We start from the raw sequence: 22,694 nt of genomic DNA on the forward strand, positions 1-22,694 counted from the left end.
TTATACATCTACAGCCAATCGTCCTTTCTTCCAAACCAAGGAAGGCATTAACATACCTTGTTGGTACAGTATTTCTTTATAATCGCCGGTTGGAAATGCGATTAGGTCGGCCATAAGTCCGGTTTCAATTTTGCCGCGATCTTTTAAATCCAAAGCGGCCGCAGCTCTAAACGTAATCCCTGCCAGCACTTCTGCATTGGTCAATTTTTCAAAGGTGCCCAGAATGGCAGCCTGGACCAACAGATTACCCATGGGTGCCGATCCTGGGTTCCAGTCACTGGCAATTGCCACTGCAGCACCTGCATCCAAGAGTTTGCGAGCAGGGGTAAAGTTACATCCTAAGCCGATCGAAGCTCCTGGCAAGGCCGTGGCAACGGTATTGCTTTTTGCCAACATTTGAATTTCTTTTTCCCCGCTGGCTTCCAGGTGGTCTGCACTGAGCGCATTATATTGTACCGCTACGGCACTACCCCCGGTAGAAAATTGATCCGCATGAACGGTGATATCGAATCCCATTTCTTTGGCCCTATCAAAATAAAGGCTTATTGAGGACGGGGAAAAGGCGCCTTCCTCTATAAAGGCATCTATCCTATGTGTTAACTTTTCTTTTTTTAAAATCGGAAATAGTGTTGTGCTTATCTCCAGTAGATAGTCGTCTGCTGTGCCATTATAATCTTTTGGAACCATATGGGCTGCCAAACAGGTAGATATCAGGTCCGATTGACATTCTTCCCTTGCCGAGGCCATGGCTCTGAGCATTTTTAATTCCTCCTGTACCGAAAGTCCGTAGCCACTTTTCACTTCTATGGTAGTCACCCCATTGTTCATATGTCTTTCTGCTCTTTCCTTAATTGCGTTGACAAGTTCAAGTGTGCTGCCTTTTCTGGTTTGGGTAACCGTGTCCCAGATTCCGCCTCCGGACTTGGCAATTTCGAGATATGTTTTACCCGAATTGCGAAGGGCATAGTCATTGGCCCGGCTGCCACTGAAGCAAATGTGGGTATGGGCATCAATTAATCCAGGAATGCATACCATATCTGAAAGGATAAGTAAATTCTCAACATTTAAGTTATTCGCTTCTTCTGATATTTGCGCATAGGGTCCTACGGCATGTACTATTTCATCGACCATTATAATGCCCCCATTTTCAACAATAGTTAATTGTTGATCCAATAATGCACCTTTAATGGGCAATCCGCCCATTGTCAAGATTTGCTTAAAAGGTCCTATGAGGGTGTATTTTTTCATTTTGTCTTAATTATAAAGTCCAATGGCCAAGGTCTCCTACCTGCAATCTAATATTCTTCAAATTGCATTTCAAACGGACTGTTCATTTTCAGTTTGTACCGTTTCATGGTTTTTTCCACGGTCCTGATAATGCTACGGTCCTTGATCATATCTATTCCTTTTTCAATATCCTCTGAAAAAACCCTGTCCTTATGGGCAAAGGCCACTTTTTTACGAATCTCCTTATGGACTTCGTCCAATAGTACTCCGGATTTCATAGGTTTTCTAAATTCAAAGGCCTGTGCTGCAGTAAGGAGTTCTATAGCCAATATTTTTTCGACGTTTTCAAGTACCTGCAGGGCTTTTCTGCCACTGATAGACCCCATACTTACATGGTCTTCCTGTCCTAAGGAAGTGGGGATGCTATCGGCACTGGCGGGGAAACACAAACCTTTATTTTCACTGGCCAAAGCCGCCGTGGTATATTGTAGGATCATATATCCCGAATTAATTCCGGTATCCTTCATCAATAGTTTGGGCACTCCCGGACTGTTGCCTTCCAAAGCTAAATAAATGCGGCGGTCAGAGATATTTCCCAACTCAGAGGCGGCCAGGCAGGCATAATCCAAAGCCATGGCCAAAGGCTGTCCGTGAAAATTACCTCCACTTATCGTTAATTCCTCATTTATGATTATTGGGTTGTCCGTAACTGAATTTAACTCAATCTCCAATAGTTCCCTTAAATGTAACCAAGCATTTCTGGAAGCACCGTGTACTTGAGGGATGCACCTAAGCGAATAAGGGTCTTGTACCCGTTCACAATCAATATGGTCTTGCATTATTTCAGAGTCTTCCAATAAGAAGCGGATTCTTGTCGCCACATGACTATTTCCTTTAAATGGTCGTAGTTCATGCAGTTCCTTAAAAAAGGGTTTTACACTTCCTTGAAGCCCTTCGATCATCATGGCCCCAATTATATCGGCATGGGTAAGGCAAGCCTGCATTTTGTCCACAACCTTTACGGCATGGGCAGCAATAAACTGGGTGCCGTTTATTAAGGCCAGACCCTCTTTAGGCCCCAAATCAAGAGCCTCAAGGCCCAATTCTTCTAAGAGTTGTGCCGTGTGGATCACTTTTTCCTTATAGGTCACTTTCCCTAAACCGATCAGCGGTAAAAATAAATGGGATAAGGGGGCAAGGTCACCTGATGCGCCCACCGAACCTTGTGAGGGCACTATGGGAATAGCGTCATTATCTATATGCCATAGTATTCGGTCCAAGGTAGTTTCCGCTATGCCAGAATAACCTTGGGCCAAGGAATGGACCTTTAAAATGAGCATTAATTTGGCTATTTCGGTCTCAATAGGAGTGCCTACACCTACGCTGTGACTTTGAAGGATATTGGTCTGAAGAATTTTGGTTTCTGCTTTGGAAATTTTTATGGTACATAAAGGGCCAAAGCCTGTGTTGATGCCGTAAACAGGTTGGCCTTGTTCAACTATATGTGCCACGGCTTTATAACTGGCTATAATTTTTTTCCTCGCATTTTTTGCAATTCTTCCCTTGATCACTCCCTTGGCAATATCCAAGGCCTTACCTGCAGTTAGATGATCTTCACCGAAAAAAAATATTTTTTTTGAAGTAGGCATGGGATTATTTTTATTAATATAAATTTATTGATTAAGTTTGATAATCACCAATACCATTAATTTACATACTTAATAACCATGGGTTATCAATTAGAACTCCGACATTTCAAATATTTCTTAGCTGTTGCCGAAGAGTTGCATTACAGAAAGGCAGCTGAAAAATTATGTATTTCCCAACCAGGCTTAAGTAGACAGATAAAGCAAATGGAAGAGATATTGAACGTAAAGCTATTTATTCGGAGTAAAAAAAAAGTGGCCCTTACCGCTGCGGGAGAATATCTGAAAAGTGAAATTGAGTTCATCTTAAATCATTTGGAAGTTACCAAAAAGCAGTTGAGGCACATTCGGGATGGCAATTTTGGGGAAGTCCGAATTGGCTTTTTGGGTTCGGCCATGCAAGAGGTAATTCCTAATTTGTTGGTTAAGCTAAAGGAAAAATTCCCTGGAATAAAGACCAATTTGGAAGAATTGTCCAACAATGCCCAGGTCAATGCCATTTTGAAGGATAAGTTGGATATGGGATTTGTGCGGTTGTCCCGGGTACCGGAAGGACTTAATATACAACCAGTCTTTAACGATACGTTTTCTGTAGTGTTGCCGGAATTATATCCACTATTGACAAGAGAATTTAGGGATGTAGGTCAATTGGCGGAAGAGAATTTTATTTTGTTTGCCCAAGATTATAGTCCCTTGTATTTTGATACGGTAATGAGCATATGCGAAGACGCTGGTTTTACACCTAATGTATCCCATAAATCTGTACATGCCCATACTATTTTTAAATTGGTGGAGAATAATTTAGGTATTGCCATTGTGCCCACTTCCTTGCAATACGGCTTTCAAATGAAGGTTAAATTTATAGAATTAAAGAACATTCCACAAAAAGCTATACTTTCTGTTTGCTGGAAGGAGGACAATAGGAACCCTGCCTTGAGACATTGTATTAATTTGTTGTTAAACGAGTCATAGAGGAGCCTTTAATAACTTTAGTTTGTAATAAAATAATTTAAAAGAATATGATTTTTGATATTATAAAGTCGCGCCGCTCAGTTTTCCCGGCACAATATAATGACAAGCCCATTGGTAAGGAATCAATTGAGAAGGTCTTGGAGGCTGCCAACTTTGCGCCTACCCATAAAAAAACGGAACCTTGGCGTTTCCGGGTGCTACAAGGGGAGACTAAAGAAAAATTGGGGTTGTTCCTTTCTTTAAAATACATGGAAACCGATCCCAGACCAAAGCAATTCAAGGTAGAAAAGTTGATACAAAATCCAAAAAAGGCTGCGGTCGTAATTGCCATTTGTATGCAACGTGATCCCCAAGAGAGTTTGCCCGAGTGGGAAGAGGTGGCAGCAACGGCCATGGCAGTACAGAATATGTGGCTCTGTTGTACCGAGATGGGCATAGGGAGCTATTGGAGCTCTCCCGGCCTTATTAAATATATGGACGATTTTTTTGAGTTGAACCAGGGCGAAGTATGTCTGGGCTTTTTCTATATGGGCTATTATGATGAAGATATACCTGAGGTTACCAAAGGCCCGTGGCAAGAGAAGGTTACCTGGATGTAGAAATGCCGGTCAATTAAAAAAGGGAAATAAGTCCGATTTATATTCCCAGGCTTTATGTATAAATAGGCCTAAATAGATTATAGTGACCATAAATTTTAGGAAGGTCCCGGTTAAAAAGCCTAAAAAAGAACCAAAGGCGGCCTTTAAGGCCGTTTTTTGGTCTGCTTTATTCATAAGCTCGCCCACCAATGCCCCTAAAAAGGGCCAAACGATGATGCCTAAAAAACCTAGAACAGGAAATATTAAGGAAATCACTAGTCCAATGGTAGTGCCTATCATGCCCCATTTGCTTCCCCCAAATTTTTTGGTTCCCCAAACCGGAATAATATAATCCAAAGTAAATACTATGGCGGCAATGGCCAGGGTAATCCCCAAAAAGACCCAATCATCAGGAATGGCTTTGGTAAGATAGAGTAGGAGTAGGCCTGCCCAGCTTATTGGGGTTCCCGGAAGTACGGGAAGAAAACTACCCAATACGCCAACAAACATTAAAAGTAGTCCAACAATCAACAATGCAATATCCATACTATTCTTTTCAATTCCCTGTTTGACGAAGATAGGGAGGATTTGTTACATGGTTGGGGATAGGATCGGGTTAATCACTTCGACATGAGTTGCTTTTTCGGGATGACGAGAAGTCGCACGGGTTTTAATTTCGGTATCCTATATTTCATGTTCTTAGTTGTAGTTACATCGCGGATAACTTTCAAAACTTCGTTGAGCTACCTGTGTGATTTCTCCTTAGCAGTCGAAATGACCGTAGTGGTCACTTCAACAGAGTCCCTGTTATGGATTTAAAAATAAAAACTAAATTTGGGTAACACCAATCCGAGCTTTTAATTGTTCTACAAGCATTTTGTATATATAACCACTAATGAACATCGAACAACGCTATATGTAGGGATGACAAACGATATTCAGCGTAGGTTGTCCCAGCATTATTTTGATAGTCAAAATTCCAAGAAATCATTTGCGGGTAAATATAGCTGTATTTATTTGGTGTATTATGAAGGTTTTGAAAACCCAAAAGATGCCATTGCGAGGGAAAAGGAAATTAAAAAGTGGCGAAGGGAAAAGAAGAATTCTCTTATTTCAGCTTTTAATCCTAAATGGGAAACCTTGAGTAATCACATTATTTAATTGAATACCAATAATGCATCTTGAGTTTGTCATTACAATCAAATATTCTAAATGAGCTGATAGTCACTTCGACATGAGTTGTTTTTCGGCAACGATTGAGAAGTCGCACAAGCTTGGTTTTGGTTAGGTATATTTCAAATTTTGCTTGTATTTGAGAAGTTGAGTGCATAATTGATGTTCAGGTTGCGCCACTAGTGAGATTTCTCCTTAACGGTCGAAATGACTGGGGTTGTCACTTCGAGAGAGTCCCATTTTGGGGACGACGAGAAGTCGCACATACAATGGTTTTAATCAATGCACATTTTTTATAGTTCAATGCTGAAAATTTATGCACACAATTGATGTTTTGGTTTAGCTACTTGTGTGATTTCTCACATACGTTCGAAATGACTTCAAGCTTCACTTCGACAGAGTCCCATTTTGGGGACGACGAGAAGTCTCACAGGCTGGGTTTTGGTTAGGTTATATTTCAAATTTTGTTTGTATTTGAGAAGTTGAGTACAAAATTGAGGTTTAGGTTGCGCCGCTAGTGCGATTTCTCCTCCCAAGCGGTCGTTCGAAATGACTGCAGGCTTCGCTTGGACGGATTCCCCTTGTTGGTACTCACACAAGCTTAAGGGTACTAGAGCTTCAAATCATTTTTTTAACTAAAAAATTAGTTCAAACTAAATATTTAGTTATATTTGTTATAGTGTTCAACTAAAAAGTTAGTTAAATGAAACAATTAACCAAAGCAGAGGAAGAGGTAATGCAGGTTCTATGGCAGTTGCAGAAATGCAATGTAGCCGCAATCATAGACGAATTGCCGGCACCCAAACCGGCGTATAACACAGTTTCTACCATTGTCCGTATTTTGGAAAGTAAGGGTTTTGTAAACCATGAGCAGGAGGGCAGGGGCTATCTATATTTTCCATTGATAAAAAAATCGGATTACGGCAATCAGTCCATCAACAAGTTGGTAGATGGTTATTTTCAGGGCTCTTTTAAAAGTATGGTCTCCTTCTTTATGAAAAAGAACGATATGAGCCTCTCGGAATTGGAATCCATACTCAAGGACATTAAAAAGGAGAAGGAATGATACAGTATATATTAGAATGCATGGCATTCCAGCTATTGTTTTTGATCGTTTATGATCTGTTCCTAAAACGGGAGACCTTTTTTCAATGGAACAGGGTATACCTGATAGGGACTTTTTTACTTTCCTTGTTCTTGCCCTGGATCAAGATCGAGGCTTTTAGGACTACAGTATCCTCTGAATATTATATATATCCCGAGTATTTATGGGGAACGGATATGTCCGAAGGGGTGGTTGTTACTCCTGAAAATTCTCCTTATTTTGATCTTTCTGCAACCGAAATAATATTTTATGGAGGAATGTTAATTGCAGCCTTGCTGTTTGCTTACAAATTGTTCCAAATAAACCGACTAAAACGTCAAGGTGAAATCCGTTATTTTAAGGACTTTACTAGGGTAGTGGTAAGAAACAGCAATATCGCCTTTTCTTTTTTTAGATCTATTTTCTTAGGGGACCAGGTGTTGGAAAAGGAACATCAAAGCATTATTCAGCACGAGCTGGTGCATATAGAGCAAAGGCATAGTTGGGATCTGTTGTTCTTTGAGCTGATGCGTATTCTAGGCTGGTTCAACCCCTTGGTCTACGTATATCAAAATAGGGTTTCCGAATTGCACGAGTTCATCGCCGATGCAAAAGTGGCCAAGACCCATAAGGCGGAGCAGTATCAATTATTGTTGTCGCAGGTCTTTCAGACCCAACATATTTCTTTCATCAATCAATTTTTTAAATCATCATTAATCAAAAAACGAATCGTCATGTTACAAAAATCAAGATCTAAGAAAGTTTGGCAGTTAAAGTATTTATTGTTGGTGCCCTTGGTCGTGGGGATGCTGGTCTATACTTCCTTGGAAGCGCAGGAGTCAAGCCCCGTGGAATCTGAACAAACAGCGAATGATAAGGCCCTGATTCAGAAAATGGAGTTAAAAATCCAAAATGAAATTGAGGTTAAGGGTTCAGCAGAGGTAGTGTTTAAGGCTTTTATAAAAGGAGGAAGAACTTACGCTGATAGTCTGATTCCTAACAAGGAAGATTTTTTTGAAAGACAGTTGATTATGAAAAAATATTATGCCGAAATGTATAAAATGATGGATGGCAACATTAGGGATATAGCAAGCACAATGCCACCTCCTTCTACGGAATTATATGAGTCATTTGTAGGCAAGAGAAAAGCCTTTCATTTGTTGGATAAAAATTTGAATGCCTCCATAGCTGCCTATGACACGAATGTAATGCTGATAGATAATAGAGACAGAATTACCGATGATTATTATGTTTTTGAAGTAAAGAACACTAATGATTTAACTTGGGTTGAGCTAAGGGCATTAAACGGCAAATTGGAAGAAGTTTTTGAAAGTGGTACTAGCAATTACGAGAGTCTAATTATAACAGATGGTTTATATGATTTTCTTGTTTTTAATACCGCCAAAAATGATAAAATCAGCGGATTAAACATTCCAGCCCCTAAACAAGATGATGTTGATGTTCCTTTTTCTCAAGCAGAAAAGGTTCCAATTTTTCCCGGTTGTGAAGACACGGATAATAAAAGGGCCTGTTTTCAACAACAAATGCAGAAACATATAAGTAAGAATTTTAGATACCCCCAGGAAGCTCAGGAAAAAGGGATACAAGGTAAGGTGAATATTATGTTTGTTATTCTAAAAGATGGAAGTATTGGCAACCTTCGCATGCGCTCTCCGGATAAGATTTTGGAAGGCGAGGCGGCCCGTATTATTTCCTTACTGCCAAAAATGGCCCCTGGGGAGCACGGAGGAAAAAAGGTTAGAGTAGCTTATTCCACCTCTATCACATTTAAACTACAAGGAACAGGCGAAGGGGAAGTAACGTGGAAAGAAAATCAAGACGGATCGCTAGATGTGCCCTTTGCGGTAATAGAGGTAGTACCTGTTTTTCCAGGTTGTGAGGATGCAAAGGATAAAAGGGATTGTTTTAATGCCATGTTGCAAAAACATATTGGAAAGAATTTTAGATATCCAGAAGAAGCCCAGGAAAAGGGTCTTCAAGGGCGAGTAAATTTGATGTTTATTATTCAGGAAGATGGAAGCATAGGCAACGTTCGAATGCGTGGACCCGATAAAATTTTAGAAGATGAAGCGGCCCGTATTATCTCTTTGTTACCTCAAATGACCCCAGGGGAACAAAATGGGAAAAAAGCACGAGTACCTTTTTCCATCCCAATTACCTTCAAACTTCAAGGGCCTGAAGAAAATGATTTATCACAATCGTCAGAATTAACGTCAGTTTCGAATACGATGTCCGTTATGGCATATGTTAAAAAGGTTGGTGGTAAAGAGTATCTTCGATGTATGGTCACGGATGGGACCAAAGGGTTGCCAGGGGTAAATGTTTCCGTACAAGGAAAAAATGAGGTTCTGGTTACAGACTTTGATGGGATAATTGAGATTGAAGCCCAGAAAGGAGATGTCTTAACTTTTCAATTCAAAGGATTGCCCACAACTATGCTTGTCGTTACGGATCAACAGAAATACCAAATTACCAATGAATAGCAACTATGGTTCGTCTAATGAGTAAAATCCCCATGTTTGCACAAAGATATTTTCGGGAAACTATAACCAAGATGTTAAATTATCTCAGCGGACAATATTAAAATTGGAATCACAAATAATTTATCATTTTTTGAATAAAATATATCTAATTTTTCTAGCACTTTTTATGGGAATGAGCAATGCCCAATCTACTCATATGGCAGTTGCAGACAGTATTTATGCTATCGGTAACTACACCTTGGCCATAAATGAATATGCCAAGGAAAGCTCTTACAACGCCCAATTGCAAATTGCCAGGGCCTACAATGCCATTGGGAATTACGACAAGGCACTGGCCCAGTATGAGAACATAGTTCAGAAAAATAAATCCCAAGAATTGGCCAAGTATGAGCTTGGAAGGCTTTATATAAAACTCAAGAAACATGATCTTGCAAAGGAAGTTTTTACTCAATTGACCGCAAGAAATACTATAAATCCTGAATACTTCTACTATCTGGGGGAGTCCTTAAAGGAGCTAAATCTTCTTTCCGGGAGTATTGCTGCCTACAAGCATTCGGTAGAGATCGATAGCACCCATTTGCGCAGTTTGTTTCAATTGGGGAAATATTACGTTTTACAAAGGGAGCGGGACTCGGTATTGAAATATGTTGACAAAGGGTTGTATTTTTATGAAAATGATGTAAGCCTAATCAATCTAAAGGCCCTTGCGAACTACAATGACAATTTATTGTGGCTTGCTTTACCTTTATTTGAAAGGTTGGTTGAATTGGGAGAGCATAAGGAATATATTTATGAGAAAATGGGGACTTCTTATTTTGCTATGGGAAAGTACGGGAAGGCAAAGGAGGCCTATGAAAATCTTTTAACTTTTGATGAGGAGAATCCTGTTGCACTTTTTGGTCTTGGAAATGCCTATGCCAAATTGCAGGAACTGGATAGTGCCAAAATCTACATTAAAAAATCCATAGAAGTACAGAAGGTGGTTTTGGACAAGGAATACAATGCCTTGGCCAGATTGGCAATGGAACAAAATGACTTAAAATTGGCAATCGAATATTATAAAAAGGCTTTTAGGGAGGACCCAGCCGGATATTTATATAAATATGAAGTTTGCATATTAACAGATGAGTACTACAAAAACCCAAAAATGTCCCTAAAATGCTATGTGGAATATCAAGAGAAATTTGGTCGAAAAAAAGATTATTTCTCAGAATTTACTTCCAAAAGGATATTGAAATTAAAGGAGGAAATTCATATGGATACCCCTTAAATTGATCAAAAAATTGTAATTTCCGCCCAGAATCTGGCATACATGAGGAAAGTTGCGGTTTTGGCTTGTTTTTGTCTTTTTACCTCTTGCGACTGGTTTACTTCCAATGAAGAAAAAACCCAAGAATTGGTAAATGAGGAAATGCGCAATATAAATTTTAATGAGGTTGATCGCTACCCATTATTTGACAATTGCGATGAAATGTTGGGCAAGGAAGAGCAATTGGACTGTTTTCAGAATACCCTTTTGTCTCAATATACCGAGACCTTGGAGGATTTTGAGTTTCAATTTGTTTCCGATATCAACACCTCTATATACGTGGACTTTTTGGTGGACTACAAAGGGGAAATATCCGTCTTGGAAGTGCAGCGCAACGAGGATATTGAAAATCAGATACCAGAATTTCGCAGTATCATCACCCAAAGCCTAAAAGGACTGCCCCCATTATCGCCCGCCTTAAAACGAGGGGTGCCCGTTTCCTCAAAATTTAGGATCCCCATTATTGTGAATTCTAAATAATCAACGGTATAAACCTAAAATAATTCCTGCATTGACAAATGAAAAGATAATATTGGGTATTGATCCTGGAACCACCATTATGGGCTTCGGCCTAATTAAGGTGGTGAATAAAAAGATGGAGTTTCTGCAAATGAATGAGCTTCTACTTAAAAAATATGATGACCCCTATACCAAGCTAAAACTCATTTTTGAACGCACCATAGAGCTCATCGACACCTACCACCCGGACGAAATTGCCATTGAGGCACCTTTTTTTGGAAAGAACGTTCAATCCATGCTCAAATTGGGAAGGGCCCAAGGGGTTGCCATGGCCGCAGGCTTATCCCGCCAAATTCCTATTACGGAATACCTTCCAAAAAAGATTAAAATGGCCATTACAGGGAATGGTAACGCCAGTAAGGAACAGGTGGCCAAAATGCTTCAAAGCGTATTGGGCTTAAAATCGCTCCCCAAAAACCTTGACAGTACGGATGGCTTGGCGGCTGCCGTATGTCATTTTTATAACGAGGGCCGAATAGAAGTCGGTAAAGGCTATAGCGGCTGGGACGCTTTTGTGAAACAGAACGGTGACAAAATCAATAAGCAATAATCAATTAGCAATTACCAATAATTTATTTATGGGTACTGATAGTAATCCTTTAGCAGAGAAGTCCTATACTTTTGCATTGAAAGTAGTAATGTTATATAAGGAAATCATTAGAAATGAAAAGGAGTTTGTATTATCCAAACAATTGTTAAGGGCAGGAACATCAATTGGGGCAAATGTATCCGAAGCGAATGGTGCAATTTCAAAAGCGGATTTTCCGCTAAAATTTCTGTTGCGTATAAGGAGAGCCTAGAAACAAAATATTGGTTGCACCTTTTAAAAGATTCAGATTATATTTCTTCAATTGAAGCAAATAAGTTAATAGCGGAGGCAGATGAACTATCTAAAATTATGTTTTCCATTCTAAAGACTACAAGGATAAACAAGGCAAAATGATTCTTAATTCACAATGTTTATTGCTAATTGATAATTGTTCACTGATAAAATGAGCGGCATCTACATACATATTCCTTTTTGCAAGCAGGCTTGCCATTATTGCGATTTTCATTTTTCCACCAATATGGGGAAGAAGGAGGCTATGATATTGGCACTGATAAAGGAATTGGAGCTTAGAAAAGAAGATTTTAAGGATGAGGTGGTGCAGACCATTTACTTTGGGGGCGGAACTCCATCGGTTTTGGATACTTCCGAAATCGACCGGATAATTGGCACAATCTATTGTAATTATACCGTGGTAAGTGCACCCGAAATAACTTTGGAGGCCAATCCAGATGATCTGTCCAAGGAAAAGATAGAAGAATTGGGGAGATCTCCGATCAACAGGCTAAGTATAGGCATTCAATCTTTTTATGGGGAAGACCTGAAAATGATGAACAGGGCACACAATGCCCAAGAGGCTGCAGCATGTATTGCTCTGGCAAAGCTGTATTTTGATAATATTTCCATCGATCTTATTTATGGCATTCCCGGACTGACCAATGAAAGGTGGATTTCCAATATAGAAAAGGCCTTGGCTTTTGGAGTACCGCACATTTCTAGCTATGCCCTTACCGTAGAGCCTAAAACAGCCTTGAAATCATTCATAGATAAAGGGCTCATCCCCCCCGTGGACGATGAATTGGCAGAAGCCCATTTCCATATTTTGGTTCGGAAATTGACTGAAGCCGGATTTGTAAATTATGAGATTTCCAATTTTGGGAAACCCGGATATTTTTCACACAATAACACCGCCTATTGGCAAGGAAAAAAATATTTGGGCATAGGTCCGTCTGCACATTCCTATGATGGAATTCGTAGAGGATGGAATATAAACAACAATGCCAAATACATAAAAGCGATTACTGAAAATCAACTGCCCATAGAAACTGAGGTGTTGTCCAAAACAGATCGATACAACGAATATGTCATGACCGGTTTGCGAACCATTTGGGGTGTGTCCTTGGAGCGAATAAAAACCGAGTTTGGACAGAAGTTTTATACCTATTTGACACAACAGGCTCAAAAAAAAATGGAGGAAGGACTTCTTTACATTGAGAAGGATCATTTATTGGTCTCGAAAAAAGGGAAATTTTTGAGTGATGGGATTGCCGCCGATTTATTTTTGGTTAACTTGTCCTGAGCATGATTAACAAGTTCAGCGTACATGAAAACCATTATAAAACACAACACCAAAAATTACACTATAGATCTTTCCAAGCCCTTGGACATCTCTATTCCCATTACGGGTAAAAGTTCCAATGTAAATGCATGGTATGTAGATCCTCCAAAAATTGAGCCCCATAGCGAGGGAGAATTTATTGGCAAGGTCACTGAAGGTGCCTCGACCAATTTCAACGATATTAGTTTTAATCCGCATGCACATGGTACCCACACCGAATGTATTGGCCATATTACAGATGAGTTTTATTCCGTGAACAATAGTTTGTCCAAATTCTTCTTTATGGCTGAGGTAGTAACCATAGCCCCGGAAAAAATAAAAGGAGATTTTGTAATCTCCAAAAAGCAATTGCAATATGCCTTGGGTAATAAAAATAGGGAGGCTGTAATCATTAGGACCATTCCCAACCTAAAGGACAAAATGACCCGACAGTATGCCAATACCAATCCCCCATACCTGTTGGAATCCGCCGCCCAATTGTTGGTAGAAAAAGGAGTGGAGCATTTGTTGGTGGACCTGCCTTCAGTGGATAAGGAAAAGGATGACGGAGCGCTTTTAGCACATAAAACTTTTTGGAATTACGACGGAAAACGGCGTTTGCAGGCAACGATAACCGAGTTTGTTTTTGTAGCCAATTCCATTACGGACGGGAAATATTTTTTGAATCTTCAGATGGCTGCATTTGAAAATGATGCCAGTCCCAGTAGACCTGTTCTATATTTAATAGAGGAATGATGCACAGTAGGATGCAATTGCTTTTAAAAGGGGAAGAATTACTAATGTTTCTTCTGGGAATTTATCTTTTTAGTTTGTTGGATTATAGCTGGTGGTGGTTTGCTGGTCTAATTTTGGTGCCCGATATTGGGATGCTTGGCTATCTTATAGGAAATAAGATTGGTGCCATTGGGTATAATATATTCCATCATAAGGGTTTGGCCATCGCTATTTATTTTCTCGGGATTTATCTTTCATTACCTTTGTGTCAGTTAATAGGGATTATCCTGTTTTCCCATGCTTCCATGGATAGGATATTTGGTTATGGACTTAAATATAACAAGGGTTTTAAATACACCCATTTAGGACAAATAGGTAAGGAGGATGAGTGATATATTGGAACTTTTTTTGGGCCTTATTCTAGGGGCTATTGCTATGTACTGGGTGTTTTCTTTTTTTCGAAAAAAACGAAGCAAGGAACTCACCGAACATCAGTCCACTATTCTGTTGGACAAGATAAAGAGCGTTTGTAAATTAATAACGGTAGAGGGCGACTTTGCTGAAATCTATAGGTATGAAAACACCAAGGAACGCTTTCTGAGTTTGGTAAGCAGTAAGAAGAAGGCCTTGATTATCATAAACGCCAAGGCGCATATTGGTTTTGACCTAAAGAAGTTGCAAATGCATGCCGATAACGATAAGAAGAAAATTATCCTTACCAATTTTCCACAGGCTGAAATTTTATCCATTGCCCCTGAACTACAATTTTACGATATACAGAACGGACTTTTCAATTCTTTTACACCAACTGATCTTACTTCCTTGAATATGGAGGCAAAGCAACATATAAGGGATAAAATTCCCCAAAGTGGTCTAATGGATACGGCTAATAAAGAGGCCTTGGAAGCTGTACTGTTAATAGAGAAAATTGTGGAAACCATTGGCTGGAAACTGGACTATTCTGCCTTGGAAATGGGCAGTCGAAAAAAGCCGTTTTTAGATCAATAATTTCCTTTTGTCCAAAGGTCCCGAATTGGATAATTGTTTTTTATTTTAGCGGATTAAGTGCCAATCTTATAGGTGGAGGCTTGGGGCAGATTTAAAGAATAACCTAATTATGAGAACTATAATTTATACTGTAATATTTTTAACGATGACCTTATACAGCTATGGTCAAAACAACGAAAACATGAAGAACTTTGATTCCAACTATGTGCATACCGTTTATTTTTGGTTAAAGAACCCGGATAGTGTTGAAGATAGAAAAGCATTTGAGACATCGATCCTAAAATTTATGCGAGATTCCAAATACGCCAAGACCAACTTTGTGGGTGTTCCCCCCACGGCAACGCGTGATGTTGTGGACGGATCCTTTACCTATTCCTTGGTGGTGTCTTTTGAATCCGCAGATGCTCAGCAGAAGTACCAAACAGAAGAGGCCCACAACTTGTTTGTTGCTGAATCCAGTAATTTATGGACCAAGGTTATTGTGTACGATTCCTTGGGTATTTAAGGTAGTTTATGGTTACCTATAGGGAGGCGAGTCCCCTGGATTATAAAAAAATCGCTGAATTGCATGTTAAAAGTTGGCAACAGCATTACAGGGGCGATTTTAGCGATCATTTTTTGGACGTGGAAGCAGCTTCGGAGAGAGAAGGTGTATGGAAACATAGACTAACCAGTCCATCTCCCGATCAATATGTTTTGGTCGCCCAACAGGAAGGGGAAATCTGTGGATTTGCCTGTGCCTTCAAGGAAGAAGATGTTTTATACGGAACCCTCTTGGATAATTTGCATGTTTCTGGCTTGGTAAAAGGCCATGGAATAGGTAAACAACTAATGAAATTAGTGGCTCGCGAAGTTTTAAGAAATGATCCCAATGCCAAAATGTATCTGTGGGTGCTGGAGAACAATGTAGGTGCTATAGGCTTCTATGAGCGTTTAGGGGGAGTAAATTTGGAAACGGTGGTGGGAAATGATATAGGCGACAAAGAAGTGCAGAAATGCCGGATGGTGTGGGACTCCCTTGAGCGGTTGGCAAAGGATGATGGACATATAATAATATAGCTATGAACATTGAGGAATTTAGAGAGTATTGTATCAATAAAAAAGGTGTTACCGAAGAATTTCCTTTTGATGCCTCAACCTTGGTATTCAAACTGATGGGGAAAATGTTTGCCCTTGTTCCCTTGGAAAGGATACCGTCCCAGGCCAATTTAAAATGCGATCCTGAAAGAGCCATTGATCTGCGTGAAACCTATGACGGTAAAATCATTCCAGGATACCACATGAGCAAAGTACATTGGAACACTTTTTATTTGGAAGGGCTGGCTCCAGCTTTGGTCCGGGAATTAATAGACCATTCCTATGAATTGGTTGTGGCCGGATTGACCAAGAAAGTGCAAGCCGAACTTAAGGCCTTAAATTAATAATATTCGAATTATTTATATTTCAAATTCCTAAATGGAACACTTAAAAGTATCTTACAAAAAAAGAGTTGAAGCTCACAAAGAGTTATTGGGCACGGTAAAGCAGCGACTTTCCCTTTCAAGTGCTGTTCGATTGATTCTTTTCGTTATTGCCTTTACCTTGGCCTACCTTGTTTTTAGTGACACAAAATTGGTCCTTGGGATAGTTATCGTTACTATTGGCATATTCTTATATTTGGTTTCCAGGCATACGGACTTACAGTATGAAAGGGATAAGTTGTTGGCGTTGATCAAAATAAACGAAACTGAAATTAAGGTGCTGGAACGCAATTTTCACCATCTTCCCGATGGTTCTCAATACAAGAATCCTACACATTATTTTGCCCAGGATATCGACCTGTTTGGGAAAGGTTCGTTTTATCAGTATAGCAATCGCACAGCATTGAACCAAGGCAGTGATATTTTGGTTGAAATGCTCTTGTCCAATAATATCGATGGTATTGAATCCAAGCAAAAAGCGATTGAGGAGCTTGCTCAAATGCCCGATTGGAGACAGCAGTTTTCGGCTACGGCGATCTTGGTAAAAACGGATACCACCACCAAGACCATAGTTAAATGGCTCAAAGGATATAAGGCATATGTGCCCAAGGCAATGCGTTTTCTGCCCAATCTATTTTCCCTGGTTTCCGTGATTTTAATTGGGGGCTACTTGCTGGGGATTTTACCAGGTTTCCCCATTTTTATTATTCTTTTGCTCGGTTTGTTGATCAGTGGCTTTTTCCTGAAAAAGACTTCAATTTTGGCCTCAGATGCCAATAAGGTACAAAGCACCTTTCAACAATATCAAAAGTTGATTTTAAAAATAGAAGAGGAAGAATTTACTTCTGACCTTTTAAAAGAGAAAAGGAATAGCGTTGTTTCCAAAGAACAGCTGGCGTCAAAGGTGTTAAAGGAGTTCTCGGAAATACTTAGTGCTTTGGATCAACGGAACAATATGTTTTTTGCCTTGCTTGGAAATGGGTTTTTTCTTTGGGATTTGCGTCAAGCATACAGGATAGAGAAATGGATAGGCAAACATGGCTTTAAAGTTGAAAATTGGTTCCATACCATTGCTATTTTTGATGCCTATAATAGTTTGGGAAATTTTGCACATAACCACCCATCCTATACTTATCCTAAGTTGGTGGAAAACAAAATAGTACTGAGCTCGGTAAGGGCATCACATCCTTTGTTGGATCCTAAAAAGGCGGTGCCGAATGACATAAACATTCTTAAGGAACAGTTCTTTATTGTTACAGGGGCCAATATGGCGGGGAAAAGTACCTTTTTAAGAACAGTTTCCCTTCAGATTGTCATGGCCAATATTGGCCTTCCTGTATGTGCATCTGCAGCCGAGTACTCACCGATCAAACTAATTACCAGCATGCGCACTACCGATTCCCTTACAGATGATGAATCGTATTTCTTTTCGGAACTAAAGCGGTTAAAGTTTATTGTGGATGAAATTCAGAACGACAAATATTTTATTGTTTTGGATGAAATCTTAAAAGGGACCAATAGTTTGGACAAGGCTATAGGATCCAGGAAGTTTGTTGAAAGATTAGTGGCTTCAAAGTCCACCGGAATTATAGCTACCCATGACCTTAGTTTGTGTGAAGCTTCAGAAGAGCTGCCACAGATTAAAAACTACTATTTTGATGCTGAAATTATAGACAACGAACTTCATTTTGATTATACCTTCAAAACAGGAATCTGTAAAAATATGAATGCTTCCTTCTTGTTGAAAAAGATGGAAATAGTGGAATAGTCCATTTCGGAGGATGATGGGGGCGAGGATATTTACATAGCTCTCGTAGTTAATATTGGCTAAGGCCTTTTGAATAAAGAACAATAATGGATTCTCTAACACAGATAGTACTGGGTGCCGCGGTAGGAGAAGCGGTTTTAGGCAAAAAAGTCGGTAATAAGGCTATGTTGTATGGAGCCATTGCGGGCACCATTCCAGACCTCGACGTTTTGGCCAATTATGTTACGGATAGTGTAACGGCCATAGAATGGCACAGAGGTGTTAGTCACTCTATTTTCTTTTCGGTAGTATTTGCCCCAATTTTCGGGTGGCTGATCTTTAAATTGGAGAAAAATGGCCCGGCCACATGGAAAGACTGGTCCTGGTTAATGTTTTGGGGGCTCTTTACACATCCCATATTGGATGCTTTTACCACTTGGGGAACCCAACTATTTTGGCCATTTGACTTGAGGTTGGCTTTTCAGAATATATTTGTCATTGATCCTTTATACACCCTGCCCTTTTTGGCATTTCTCATAATGGCTCTGAGACAAAAGCGCGACTCGCCTATTCGTGGTCGTTATAATACTATAGGGTTGATAGTTAGCAGTGCCTATTTAGGACTGACAATAATACTCAAGGGAATTGCCTTTAAAAAGATTACGGAAAGTCTGGACAAGCAAGGAATAGCTTATCAGGAAATGGATGTTAGGCCGTCTCCCTTTAATACTATTCTATGGTCCGCCAATGTGGATGCAGGTGACGCTTACCTAATTGGGAACTACTCTTTTTTTGATGATAAGCCCGTACAATTCAGTAGATACCCTAAAAACCATGAATTGTTGGGTGACCTGGCAGGGAAAGATAAGGTGGTACGGCTCAAGAAAATTACGGAAGGATGGTTTACCGTTAATGAGGTAAACGGACAATTATTTTTTAATGACCTGCGATTTGGATTGATGAGTTTGGACCCCAATGAGCAGCAATTTGCCTTTAATTATAAGTTGGTGCCCAAGGATGGTGGTGATCTGTTGGTAGAGGAGACCCCTAAATTAAAACGGGATGCCAAAAAACTCATGACAGCCCTTTGGGGAAGGATGTGGGGGAATTAATCGGGTAATGCTTCGGACACCTAGAGCGCTGTCGAAAGGTTGTCGAGTTGCCGTTCTATTATTGTTGTATTGAGAAGTTAAGGTATTGCTGTCATAGAGGTTTCGACTGCGCTCAACCAGACAGCCAAGGTGATTGTTCCCCATTGATTGGCACCAAGCGGCAGGTGAATTCCCATTTTTTTATTTTTTGAAAGCTAAGCCTAGTGAGTTAAAGGCATGATCACATTACAAACTCTTTACTTGTACCTCATGAAAAGCATTGGCCTGTAACTTCAACAATTCTTCGGCCTTCTGTTTTTTGTATTTGTAAATTTCTTCTTCCTCGGCTATTTCACCGTAAATTTTATAGTTTAACAGCGTATCTGTTTCCAATACCTTTTCCCGTTGACTTACTTTTTGAGTGACCCAGGTCCGAACGGCACTTTCTTCATCTTCCAATTTGTAATCATAAGATCCTTTTGGGGATAATAACTTTGCGATTATAGGTGAAGTTTCTATAGCCAAGAACAAAAGAAATATAAAAAATGAGGGCAGCCAGGGTAGTTTGTCCAAGGCATTAATGCGTGCCATAAGTCCATCGAAACCATCAATGATTGGTTGTGTATATGTTATTTGATCAGCATATTCCAAATCCAAGGCCGCTATCTGTGTTTCTAGAGCTGTTATTTTATCAGCGTTGGTTTGTTTTAAGGACTGTAGTTCTGTCAGTGCAGCGTCGTGTTTATCCCGTTTTTCCTTGTACACCGGGCCTTTGCCCAATAATTTGGTGCCTGCCGTACCTTCTGCTTCGGAAATATAGGTGTCGTAAAGGGCATTGGTTTCGGCTTCTTTAGTTGCTATTTCATTTTTTAGGCCTAAAATATCGACATTCAATTTTTCAATTTTTGGGGTGTATTGGGTAGCGATTTGCTCTTTATTGGCAAGCGTCATCGTATTTTTTTCCTCCAAGAGTACTTGATTGATTTCCTTTTCAAAAATTTTCATTTCCAGTGGTTTGGAAATAACAATGGCGATGATGACGGCCAAAATTATTCTAGGGGTGGCCTGTAAAAATTCACTTTTAAAGCTATTGGTCTTCTTTATGGTAGAGACAATAAATCGGTCCAGATTAAAAATGAGTAGTCCCCAAATAAGTCCAAAAAAAATAGAGGTGTAGACATTATCGAAAACAGTGAAAAGGGCATAGGCACTGGCTATAAAGGCCATTACCGCGGTAAAGAAGACAGTAGCTCCAACCCCGGCATATTTGTTTTGCTCACCCTTAGAGCAGGTTTTTAGAATATCGGCATCTGCTCCGGAGCAGAGAATAAAAAATTGCTGTAACATAGTGTTCTGATTTTTGATTGATGTTCCATATCAAATGGCAACAAAAAATAGGCTAATCGTTGGGTTTATAAAAAGCTTTTTTTTGGAAACATTCGATACCAGTTAGAACGTAGCGGGGCGTGAATTGTTACATAATAAATCATAAAAAATATAATAATTGCTTTTAATTTCTGACGAACCACTTAATTGTGTTAAACAGAGGGGATAACTGATAGTCTTTGTTTAGGCTGACTTATATCATGTTTTTTGTAAGGAAAGATGGCGATATTTATAGTGTTGGTTGTTTAAATTAATGGCACCATTGAATTTGATTTCAAATACTGTTTATTAAACATGTGAACTCCATTTTTTAGCCAACGGACTATTAATTAATAAAAAAAATATATTATAGTATGAAAAGAAGAGAGCCGGTATCAAAAATTATGACAACAGATTTGATTACAATTAATCACACCAATAGTTTATTGGATGCGGAAAAATTGTTTGAAAAGCACAAGATTCGCCATATCCCTGTTGTAAGCAATAAAAAGATTATTGGAATATTAAGTTTAACGGATTTATTGCGGATCAGTTTTGTAGATACTTATGGAGAGGATGATTCACATGTAGACACCGCAGTCTATAATATGTTGAACATTGAACAAGTGATGGTAAAAAATCCAGTGCATATTTCCCCGACATTGAGTATCAAGGAGGTAACGGAAATATTAGCCAAAAAGGAATTTCACGCTTTACCAGTTGTTGAAAATGGAGACTTGGTAGGGATTGTAACCACCACCGATTTATTGAATTACTTATTGGAACAATATTAGAATAACTTAAAGACATGAGGTCTGGAATCTTTATTTAGGATTTTTGGGCCTCTTGGCTTTTTTGTGTCCTGTTCTCAATCCTGCAAGGTTTTCAAAACCTTGTAGGTATTCTTGTATGTCGGCTCTGCCGGATTTTGTTTCTAATCCTGCAAGGTTTTTAAAACCTTGTAGGTATGGTGTTAGGTCATGATAGTTTGTCTGGTTTTTTCTGTTGGGCCTGCTTCTAATCCTGCAAGGATTGTCCAACCTTGTAGGGATCTCGGTTGTGTGATGGTTTTAGTCCTACAAGGTTTTTAAAACCATGCAGGACTGCTTTATGATTGATAGGCCATGGGAGCTCCTTCTCCATGTAGGGGAAGGTGGCATCCCGATCTTTTTGTCGGGATGGCGGAAGGGGAAGTGAGAATCCTGGCGCTATTGTGCTGTGGCTATTAGTGCAATATCTATTTTAAGCGCTTTCTACCCGCCCCGCCTCCTTTCCCGACTCGCTGTCGGTAAAGAATCCACCCCTCCCTGTCCAGGGTGGGGAGCTACTTTCGGCAGGTAAACCAAACAGAATAGATACCCTTCATATTCGAGAAAGAAACTATTCTATTTGAGTATTTCAAAAACCGAGTGTCATCATTAATTGATTTTTGCGTTAGTTGCGGCAGCCTCATTTTTTTGCTTTTTATCGGCCTGTCCCTAATCCTGCAAGGTTTTCAAAACCTTGTAGGTATTCTTGTATGTCGGCTCTGCCGGATTTTGTTTCTAATCCTGCAAGGGTTTTAAAACCTTGTAGGTATGGTGTTAGGTCATGATAGTTTGTCTGGTTTTTTCTGATGGGCTTGCTTCTAATCCTGCAAGGTTTGTCCAGCCTTGTAGGGATCTCAGTTGTGTGATGGTTTTAGTCCTATAAGGTTTTTATAACCTTGTAGGACTGCTTTATGATTGATAGGACAAGGGAGCTCTTTCCCCATGTAGGGGAAGGTGGCATCCCGACCTTTTTGTCGGGATGGCGGAAGGGGTAGTGAGTATCCTGGCGCTATTGTGCTGTGGCTATTAGTGCAATATCTATTTTAAGCGCTTTCTACCCGCCCCGTCTCCTTTCCCGACTCGCTGTCGGTAAAGTATCCACCCCTCCCTGTCCAGGGTGGGGAGCTACTTTCGGCAGGTAAACCAAACAGAATAGATGCCCCCAATATTCGAGAAAGAAACTATACTATTTGAGTATTGCAAAAACCCAGTGTCATCATTAATTGATTTTTGCGTTAGTTGCGGCAGCCTCATTTTTTTTGCTTTTTATCGGCCTGTCCCTAATCCTGCAAGGTTTTCAAAACCTTGTAGGTATTCTTGTAT

At 39.7% G+C, this 22,694-nt stretch carries 22 protein-coding genes and 1 pseudogene; 19 read left to right on the forward strand and 4 right to left on the reverse strand.

The window, feature by feature from the left end:
• Together hutI and hutH are read right to left on the reverse strand one after the other, a co-directional pair.
• Entirely contained in the window at window positions 1-1,248 is a 1,248-nt protein-coding gene (gene hutI, locus CWD91_RS14325; RefSeq protein WP_103441642.1) for an imidazolonepropionase, read from the reverse strand.
• Between the two features lie 47 nt (window positions 1,249-1,295).
• Window positions 1,296-2,876, reverse strand: coding sequence for a histidine ammonia-lyase (gene hutH, locus CWD91_RS14330; protein ID WP_103441643.1), 1,581 nt, complete (start codon window positions 2,874-2,876; stop codon window positions 1,296-1,298).
• A gap of 78 nt (window positions 2,877-2,954) precedes the next feature.
• Between hutH and CWD91_RS14335 the strand changes: the two genes are divergently transcribed.
• Together CWD91_RS14335 and CWD91_RS14340 are read left to right on the forward strand one after the other, a co-directional pair.
• Window positions 2,955-3,845: a LysR family transcriptional regulator gene (locus CWD91_RS14335; protein WP_103441644.1), complete on the forward strand. Its 891-nt coding sequence runs from the start codon at window positions 2,955-2,957 to the stop codon at window positions 3,843-3,845.
• 47 nt (window positions 3,846-3,892) lie between these two features.
• Complete coding sequence (locus CWD91_RS14340; RefSeq protein ID WP_103441645.1) at window positions 3,893-4,444, forward strand: nitroreductase family protein; 552 nt, start codon at window positions 3,893-3,895, stop codon at window positions 4,442-4,444.
• Between the two features lie 9 nt (window positions 4,445-4,453).
• Here CWD91_RS14340 and CWD91_RS14345 read toward each other — a convergent pair whose 3' ends face one another.
• On the reverse strand, window positions 4,454-4,969 hold the full coding sequence (locus tag CWD91_RS14345) for a DUF456 domain-containing protein (protein ID WP_103441646.1): 516 nt from the start codon (window positions 4,967-4,969) through the stop codon (window positions 4,454-4,456).
• Between the two features lie 315 nt (window positions 4,970-5,284).
• Here CWD91_RS14345 and CWD91_RS14350 point away from each other — a divergent pair, with 315 nt between their 5' ends.
• The 16 genes and pseudogenes from CWD91_RS14350 to CWD91_RS14435 all read left to right on the forward strand — a co-directional run bounded on the left by CWD91_RS14350 (window position 5,285) and on the right by CWD91_RS14435 (window position 19,218).
• Window positions 5,285-5,584, forward strand: coding sequence for a GIY-YIG nuclease family protein (locus CWD91_RS14350; protein ID WP_103441647.1), 300 nt, complete (start codon window positions 5,285-5,287; stop codon window positions 5,582-5,584).
• Between the two features lie 715 nt (window positions 5,585-6,299).
• On the forward strand, window positions 6,300-6,662 hold the full coding sequence (locus CWD91_RS14360) for a BlaI/MecI/CopY family transcriptional regulator (RefSeq protein WP_103441649.1): 363 nt from the start codon (window positions 6,300-6,302) through the stop codon (window positions 6,660-6,662).
• A complete protein-coding gene (locus CWD91_RS22980; protein WP_239985793.1) occupies window positions 6,659-9,184 on the forward strand; it encodes a M56 family metallopeptidase in 2,526 nt (841 codons plus the stop codon). Before CWD91_RS14360 ends, CWD91_RS22980 begins: the two co-directional genes overlap by 4 nt.
• A gap of 130 nt (window positions 9,185-9,314) precedes the next feature.
• On the forward strand, window positions 9,315-10,454 hold the full coding sequence (locus tag CWD91_RS14375) for a tetratricopeptide repeat protein (RefSeq protein ID WP_157943797.1): 1,140 nt from the start codon (window positions 9,315-9,317) through the stop codon (window positions 10,452-10,454).
• Between the two features lie 42 nt (window positions 10,455-10,496).
• Window positions 10,497-10,973: a hypothetical protein gene (locus CWD91_RS14380; RefSeq protein WP_103441651.1), complete on the forward strand. Its 477-nt coding sequence runs from the start codon at window positions 10,497-10,499 to the stop codon at window positions 10,971-10,973.
• Window positions 10,974-11,004: 31 nt separating this feature from the next.
• Window positions 11,005-11,562, forward strand: coding sequence for a crossover junction endodeoxyribonuclease RuvC (gene ruvC, locus CWD91_RS14385; protein ID WP_103441652.1), 558 nt, complete (start codon window positions 11,005-11,007; stop codon window positions 11,560-11,562).
• A gap of 88 nt (window positions 11,563-11,650) precedes the next feature.
• Window positions 11,651-11,955: pseudogene (locus tag CWD91_RS14390) on the forward strand (four helix bundle protein).
• Window positions 11,956-12,004: 49 nt separating this feature from the next.
• Window positions 12,005-13,138, forward strand: coding sequence for a radical SAM family heme chaperone HemW (gene hemW, locus CWD91_RS14395; protein ID WP_103441653.1), 1,134 nt, complete (start codon window positions 12,005-12,007; stop codon window positions 13,136-13,138).
• Between the two features lie 24 nt (window positions 13,139-13,162).
• Complete coding sequence (locus CWD91_RS14400) at window positions 13,163-13,912, forward strand: cyclase family protein (RefSeq protein ID WP_103441654.1); 750 nt, start codon at window positions 13,163-13,165, stop codon at window positions 13,910-13,912.
• A gap of 11 nt (window positions 13,913-13,923) precedes the next feature.
• Window positions 13,924-14,283, forward strand: a complete 360-nt coding sequence (locus tag CWD91_RS14405; RefSeq protein WP_103441655.1) for a DUF4260 domain-containing protein — start codon at window positions 13,924-13,926, stop codon at window positions 14,281-14,283.
• Window positions 14,276-14,899, forward strand: coding sequence for a DUF4230 domain-containing protein (locus CWD91_RS14410; protein WP_103441656.1), 624 nt, complete (start codon window positions 14,276-14,278; stop codon window positions 14,897-14,899). Before CWD91_RS14405 ends, CWD91_RS14410 begins: the two co-directional genes overlap by 8 nt.
• A gap of 109 nt (window positions 14,900-15,008) precedes the next feature.
• Window positions 15,009-15,404, forward strand: a complete 396-nt coding sequence (locus CWD91_RS14415; RefSeq protein WP_103441657.1) for a Dabb family protein — start codon at window positions 15,009-15,011, stop codon at window positions 15,402-15,404.
• An 8-nt stretch (window positions 15,405-15,412) separates the two neighbouring features.
• Window positions 15,413-15,958, forward strand: coding sequence for a GNAT family N-acetyltransferase (locus tag CWD91_RS14420; protein ID WP_103441658.1), 546 nt, complete (start codon window positions 15,413-15,415; stop codon window positions 15,956-15,958).
• Window positions 15,959-15,960: 2 nt separating this feature from the next.
• Window positions 15,961-16,320: an MmcQ/YjbR family DNA-binding protein gene (locus tag CWD91_RS14425; RefSeq protein WP_103441659.1), complete on the forward strand. Its 360-nt coding sequence runs from the start codon at window positions 15,961-15,963 to the stop codon at window positions 16,318-16,320.
• A 34-nt stretch (window positions 16,321-16,354) separates the two neighbouring features.
• A complete protein-coding gene (locus CWD91_RS14430; RefSeq protein WP_103441660.1) occupies window positions 16,355-18,127 on the forward strand; it encodes a MutS-related protein in 1,773 nt (590 codons plus the stop codon).
• An 86-nt stretch (window positions 18,128-18,213) separates the two neighbouring features.
• Window positions 18,214-19,218 carry a metal-dependent hydrolase gene (locus tag CWD91_RS14435; RefSeq protein WP_103441661.1) on the forward strand — a complete coding sequence of 335 codons (1,005 nt, stop codon included), beginning with the start codon at window positions 18,214-18,216 and terminating at the stop codon, window positions 19,216-19,218.
• Between the two features lie 225 nt (window positions 19,219-19,443).
• On the opposite strand, the gene CWD91_RS14440 is transcribed toward CWD91_RS14435, so the two are convergent.
• On the reverse strand, window positions 19,444-20,544 hold the full coding sequence (locus CWD91_RS14440; RefSeq protein ID WP_103441662.1) for a DUF4407 domain-containing protein: 1,101 nt from the start codon (window positions 20,542-20,544) through the stop codon (window positions 19,444-19,446).
• 392 nt (window positions 20,545-20,936) lie between these two features.
• On the opposite strand from CWD91_RS14440, the gene CWD91_RS14445 reads away from it, so the two are divergent.
• Window positions 20,937-21,356 (forward strand): CBS domain-containing protein, encoded by a 420-nt coding sequence (locus tag CWD91_RS14445; RefSeq protein ID WP_103441663.1) that lies wholly within the window; start codon window positions 20,937-20,939, stop codon window positions 21,354-21,356.
• Window positions 21,357-22,694 lie beyond the last annotated feature (1,338 nt).

This window comes from Arenibacter hampyeongensis (genome assembly GCF_002909255.1).
Classification (GTDB): domain Bacteria; phylum Bacteroidota; class Bacteroidia; order Flavobacteriales; family Flavobacteriaceae; genus Arenibacter; species Arenibacter hampyeongensis.

What these genes read in the sequence shown, in the direction of transcription:
- hutI (WP_103441642.1), bottom strand. Translation starts at nt 1,248, where the DNA reads ATGAAAAAATACACCCTCATAGGACCTTTTAAGCAAATCTTGACAATG.
- hutH (WP_103441643.1), bottom strand. Translation starts at nt 2,876, where the DNA reads ATGCCTACTTCAAAAAAAATATTTTTTTTCGGTGAAGATCATCTAACT.
- CWD91_RS14335 (WP_103441644.1), top strand. Translation starts at nt 2,955, where the DNA reads ATGGGTTATCAATTAGAACTCCGACATTTCAAATATTTCTTAGCTGTT.
- CWD91_RS14340 (WP_103441645.1), top strand. Translation starts at nt 3,893, where the DNA reads ATGATTTTTGATATTATAAAGTCGCGCCGCTCAGTTTTCCCGGCACAA.
- CWD91_RS14345 (WP_103441646.1), bottom strand. Translation starts at nt 4,969, where the DNA reads ATGGATATTGCATTGTTGATTGTTGGACTACTTTTAATGTTTGTTGGC.
- CWD91_RS14360 (WP_103441649.1), top strand. Translation starts at nt 6,300, where the DNA reads ATGAAACAATTAACCAAAGCAGAGGAAGAGGTAATGCAGGTTCTATGG.
- CWD91_RS22980 (WP_239985793.1), top strand. Translation starts at nt 6,659, where the DNA reads ATGATACAGTATATATTAGAATGCATGGCATTCCAGCTATTGTTTTTG.
- CWD91_RS14380 (WP_103441651.1), top strand. Translation starts at nt 10,497, where the DNA reads ATGAGGAAAGTTGCGGTTTTGGCTTGTTTTTGTCTTTTTACCTCTTGC.
- hemW (WP_103441653.1), top strand. Translation starts at nt 12,005, where the DNA reads ATGAGCGGCATCTACATACATATTCCTTTTTGCAAGCAGGCTTGCCAT.
- CWD91_RS14400 (WP_103441654.1), top strand. Translation starts at nt 13,163, where the DNA reads ATGAAAACCATTATAAAACACAACACCAAAAATTACACTATAGATCTT.
- CWD91_RS14405 (WP_103441655.1), top strand. Translation starts at nt 13,924, where the DNA reads ATGCAATTGCTTTTAAAAGGGGAAGAATTACTAATGTTTCTTCTGGGA.
- CWD91_RS14410 (WP_103441656.1), top strand. Translation starts at nt 14,276, where the DNA reads ATGAGTGATATATTGGAACTTTTTTTGGGCCTTATTCTAGGGGCTATT.
- CWD91_RS14415 (WP_103441657.1), top strand. Translation starts at nt 15,009, where the DNA reads ATGAGAACTATAATTTATACTGTAATATTTTTAACGATGACCTTATAC.
- CWD91_RS14420 (WP_103441658.1), top strand. Translation starts at nt 15,413, where the DNA reads ATGGTTACCTATAGGGAGGCGAGTCCCCTGGATTATAAAAAAATCGCT.
- CWD91_RS14425 (WP_103441659.1), top strand. Translation starts at nt 15,961, where the DNA reads ATGAACATTGAGGAATTTAGAGAGTATTGTATCAATAAAAAAGGTGTT.
- CWD91_RS14430 (WP_103441660.1), top strand. Translation starts at nt 16,355, where the DNA reads ATGGAACACTTAAAAGTATCTTACAAAAAAAGAGTTGAAGCTCACAAA.
- CWD91_RS14435 (WP_103441661.1), top strand. Translation starts at nt 18,214, where the DNA reads ATGGATTCTCTAACACAGATAGTACTGGGTGCCGCGGTAGGAGAAGCG.
- CWD91_RS14440 (WP_103441662.1), bottom strand. Translation starts at nt 20,544, where the DNA reads ATGTTACAGCAATTTTTTATTCTCTGCTCCGGAGCAGATGCCGATATT.
- CWD91_RS14445 (WP_103441663.1), top strand. Translation starts at nt 20,937, where the DNA reads ATGAAAAGAAGAGAGCCGGTATCAAAAATTATGACAACAGATTTGATT.